Source organism: Mesorhizobium sp. P3_A9, assembly GCF_056402975.1.
Map to the genome: position 1 here is coordinate 1 of NZ_JBFUGJ010000425.1, position 4,478 is coordinate 4,478.

The 4,478-nt window shown below is 58.6% G+C and carries 5 protein-coding genes; 2 read left to right on the plus strand and 3 right to left on the minus strand.

Annotation, left to right across the window (positions count from 1 at the left end):
• Both AC1DX0_RS31620 and AC1DX0_RS31625 read right to left on the minus strand, forming a co-directional pair.
• Positions 1-297: hypothetical protein (locus tag AC1DX0_RS31620; RefSeq protein WP_477358358.1), on the minus strand; the 297-nt coding region annotated here is incomplete at its 3' end.
• 326 nt (positions 298-623) lie between these two features.
• Positions 624-845 (minus strand): DUF768 domain-containing protein, encoded by a 222-nt coding sequence (locus tag AC1DX0_RS31625; RefSeq protein WP_477223621.1) that lies wholly within the window; start codon positions 843-845, stop codon positions 624-626.
• Positions 846-891: 46 nt separating this feature from the next.
• On the opposite strand from AC1DX0_RS31625, the gene AC1DX0_RS31630 reads away from it, so the two are divergent.
• Together AC1DX0_RS31630 and AC1DX0_RS31635 are read left to right on the plus strand one after the other, a co-directional pair.
• Entirely contained in the window at positions 892-1,026 is a 135-nt protein-coding gene (locus AC1DX0_RS31630; protein WP_477223622.1) for a hypothetical protein, read from the plus strand.
• Positions 1,027-2,217: 1,191 nt separating this feature from the next.
• Complete coding sequence (locus AC1DX0_RS31635; RefSeq protein ID WP_477223623.1) at positions 2,218-2,436, plus strand: hypothetical protein; 219 nt, start codon at positions 2,218-2,220, stop codon at positions 2,434-2,436.
• A gap of 25 nt (positions 2,437-2,461) precedes the next feature.
• On the opposite strand, the gene AC1DX0_RS31640 is transcribed toward AC1DX0_RS31635, so the two are convergent.
• Positions 2,462-4,255 (minus strand): PAS domain S-box protein, encoded by a 1,794-nt coding sequence (locus tag AC1DX0_RS31640; protein ID WP_477358360.1) that lies wholly within the window; start codon positions 4,253-4,255, stop codon positions 2,462-2,464.
• Positions 4,256-4,478: the final 223 nt, after the last annotated feature.

Sequence of the window (4,478 nt, forward strand, 5' to 3'; positions counted from 1 at the left end):
GGCGAGAGCTGTCGTCGCCCTCGTCGATAGTCTGGATCGGGATGAGAGGCTTCCGAAGGCATCGTTAAGCACGGCAGTTGACAGGGCGCACCAACGCAAACAGTTTTCATCCGACCGAAAAGCGAGGAGCAGCGCGAAATGAAGAAGACTACCAAAAATCTGCACTGACGAAGAAGTACCGCTATCGCTGTCACGGCAGGCCGCCTCCGCCTTCAGCCCCTGACCATGAGGTTCGTCGAGCAACGCGCTGGCTAAGACCGCGGGCATTTTCGCCTCAGTCGCGGCAGGGTTTCTCATCGCCTGTCACTTCACCGCAGACAAGCCCAGCGAACTCTTGAACCTCGGTCGATCGCTATTTGCACAGTTTTTCCTGACGTAGCGTTTGCATTGCCGGCCTAACGAGGCGACCAAACACTCCAGCAAGTGCCCGCTTTGCAGGACCCGCGTTGTTGCCTGGTAGTGGCCCCAATATGCGATATGGCTAGGTGCAACTTCCGCCCTCCCAGACAGCGTCGGCTTCTACACGCGAGAAAAGGTTTTGATCTGTTTTGGCGATCTCCGATTTGCGACATGTTCGCCGAAATAAAGGAAACATGTGCTCGTCTTAATGTCGGTAGCAAGGGCTATTCGGGTAACCCCGGATTGTAATGCACAATCGCGTCGAGGATCGTGCGGTAGAGGCTGTCGACCTCTTCGTCGATCTCGCCCCGCTTGATGCCGAGCGCCTTGGCGTCGGCGATCAGCTTGTGCGTAAGTTCATCGACCGAGATGACATCGTCCTTCGTCGTCTCTGGAACGTTGTTGGCCAACCATCGGTCGAGGAAGTTGATTCCGCGAGTGCTCATGCCCCAATAAGCTGTGCCGGCACATTAGGTTCCGATTGAGGAAGGCATGGCGAGGGAAGCCGACTATCAGGATGACGATTTGGTGATCATTTCGCGCAACCCGCTGAAAGGTAAGCTGCTGCTAATCGAAGAGCATGAAGAGATTGAGTTGCATCTTGAACGGGACGCGCCGAAGGGTTGATGAGCGAGCCTGATGGAAAGCGTCGTCGCTCCCCTACAGCCGGCCTGCCAAACCGCCGGTGCGCGTCGCCGGCTGCTGCTCCCCGGTTCCAGGGCCGCGATGGCCAGCGCAGCCCTCTGAACCCAAGCAATTCGAATGAGGCTGGGCAGCCCTCCAATATTGATTGGTCAGTAAACCATTCGATGCCCCTATCAAGGGCCGCTCTGATATCGTCTGGACTGCCGATACGCCCGCTGAAAACGGCGATAAGCCGAAGCGCAAAGTGCGGCCGCGCCGGATGCCTACCCGCTCTGCCTGCTCGCAATAGCCATCCAGAATTGTAGWGAGCTTTGCCAACTGTATTTCGTCCGTCGTTGCACGAATGGTCATCTCGCATATTCCCTGACCGGGCGAAAGCGTGATGGACTCTTCAAATGCGTTCGAGCCGGGCGACTTAAGAAACGTCCTCTTCCGCGAGTCGGTTAGCGAGTCAATTCCCCGCGTTGCCGGGGTGCTCAATACCAGCCATCAGCCGGTTAAACGCCGCGGCATCCTCCACCGTGTCGAATGGTCTTGCTGTCGCGGTGCGGTCTACCGCCAGAATGACAGCCAGAAAGGAAAACCCAACATCGGCGGTTCATACACAACGTGTTGGGCGCTTCTTCATGAGCCTCTGACGGTGACCCAGGGCGGTAGGCAACGTGGCCCATGTGGCTAGATAGCTGTCGAAACTTCGCGCCGGTCAGGACCGTAGCATGCCTGCATCTGGCTTGATGGAACATTAGCCACCTCTAAAGGTTATCCCGCGCGGCAGGTTGGTGCCCTCCATCGCCTGCTGAAGATCGGGCCTCCGATCGGCCCGCGCTCCCAGAGGGGCGCGGGCTTTCGAACTTACCAGACTGACCCGAGAATAGAGGACTGCGCCGAAGCCGAGAAGGCGCTAACGACGCCAGCGGGCCGAGCACCAGTGTCGGCACATTTCAGCCGCCGTTGTCGACACCACCACTGACGCCCGGCTTGGTGACATTGTGGTTGCGCACTTCCACAGCCACGACACCATCAGCAGTTTGTCGGGCAGGAGACGCCGCCTGAGCATAATGACGCTCCCAAGCACCGAGCGCGAACTGTGCGCCAAGTCGCCAAGCGGGTCCATAGCGGACCGCTGGTCGCGGTCTTGCAAACGGCCCATTGCTGCGTAAATTGCCCTCTGCCATGACCACCTCATACCTCAACCACAACCTTGAATGTCCGCGCTGCCTGACCATCCGGCTGAGAATACCGGCTGATGCCCAGCCCGATACCAGGATCGTCTGCAGCGATTGCGGCGAATTCCTGGGGACGTGGGACGACCTGCAGACCGACTTTGAAAAGCAGGGCGGGAACACGGGGGTTTTCCGGCTCGACAAGGGCCGCATCAAGCGAATCGAGTGACGAATACTGTCGGCAAATTGTGCTTCTAGTGCTGATTGGGAACAGAACCATCCACGCCTGCCAACGGCGCTTCCAAGCTCCAAGTGATCCCATGGGGACCGTATTCAAGGTTTCCCTGCCCACCCACCGCTGCGGGCGCAACCCGCTTCAAGACCACGGTTCCAAAGCCGCCCTTTCCGATGGTCTGGACGTGCGGCCCATCTGTTTCAGCCCAGGTGAGATGAAAGCGCCGCGATGCTCCGGAACCGGTGATGGTCCATGTGACTAAAATCTGGCCGTCATCCCCTGAGAGCACGCCATATTTCGCCGAGTTGGTCGCGAGTTCGTGGAAGGCAATGCCAAGATACTGGACCGCATTGGGCCCGAGTACCAACGATGGGCCGGACATTTCGATCACGTCACCCCTCGGGAATGGCTGGGCTTGGGCCGCCAAGAGTTCATTGATACTGGCGCCCTTCCAATCGGCGGATACAAGCAGGTCGTGGGATCTCGATAGCGCCATGATGCGCTCCCGTACCTGCGATTCAAACTCCCTCGGCGTCTCCGATCGCTTGTTGGTCTCGCGGATCATCGACAGGATGACCGAGTACTGGTTTTTCACCCGATGGTTGACCTCGCGCATCAGCATGCGGATGCGTTGCTCGCTTTCCCTCGCCGACGTAATGTCCCGGGCAATCTTCGATGCTCCAACTATCTGGCCAGTCGCATTACGCACCGGCGATATCGTCAGCGAGACCGGCACTAGGCTTCCGTCCTTGCGCTGCCGGATCGTTTCGTAGGTGTCGACGCGCTCGCCACGTCGGATGCGCTCGAGGATGCGGGGCTCCYCGTCCTGATGATTAGGCGGGATCAGTATCGTCACCGACTGGCCGATTGCTTCGTCGGCGGTATATCCGAACAGGCGTTCGGCACCTTGGTTCCAGCTCTTGATGATGGTGTTAAGATCCTTGCTGACGATTGCATCGAACGAGGATTCAACAATCCCTGACAGATGCTGCCTGGCCTCCTCGGCACGCTGGCGGTCGGTCAGGTCAAGTAGCATGTTCACGGCACCGATCAGATTGCCATGCTCATCCCGTAGCGGCGTGGGGTAGGGCAGGAACGGAAAAAAGGATCCGTCGGGACGCTGCGCAACGGCCTGCTGGTTTCGGACCGGCCGGTTTTCCTTCAGTGCAATGGCCATGGGGCACTCGTCATGCGGCAGTTCCTTGCCGTCGGCCGTAAACAGCTTGAACGTCACGCACCATTTGTCCTTGCCGATCGCGGGCTCCCGTCCTGCCATATCGGCAGCAGCGCGATTGCAATAGGTAATGGTGCCATGCTGATCAGTCGTGTAGATGGCGACCGGAAGGCCGTCGAGAATCTGGTGATAGGTGTTGTCGTGCTGCCTGAGTTCCGTACGGGTCCGTTCCAGATCAGTCACGTCGACTGTGAAGCATCTGGTGTTGACCAGCTTGCCGTTGCGGAAATGGCCGCTCGAGGTGATTTCGACATGCTTGATCGACCCGTCGCAGGCCCGCAACCGCGCCGGATGTCGGGCGATGTTCTCGCCTCGCGTGAGCCGGCTTAAAATGTCGTCGATCATGTCCCGGTCCGGGTAGAAGTCGGCGATATGGCGACCGACATAATCCTCCGCAGGATAGCCAAGCAGGTTCAGCTCGGCTTTGTTGGCGTGCAGGATAAAGCCTTCCGCGCTTATGAGATGGAGGGCAACGGCGCCATTCTCGAAAAAATCCCGATAATCGAATTCGAGGCTATCCTCTACGGGCCCTCCGGGGTTGTTGAGGGCGACAACGTTCGCCTGCGGCAGTTCATTCATTCCGGGATTCCTGATACAGTAAAACACACAGCAACGCAGCACCTGGCCGTTCGTTCCAAGACTGGCGCGTTCAGATCGATAGGGAACAAACTCGATGTGGAGATCAGGGGACCCGTCCTTCCCAGCGCGGACGCTGACGGAGAAGCTGCCGCGCCTCTCTTAGCAGCGAATAGCGATACGTTGCGATCAGCCGGTGAACTCACGGGCCTGCTCTTCCGAGATC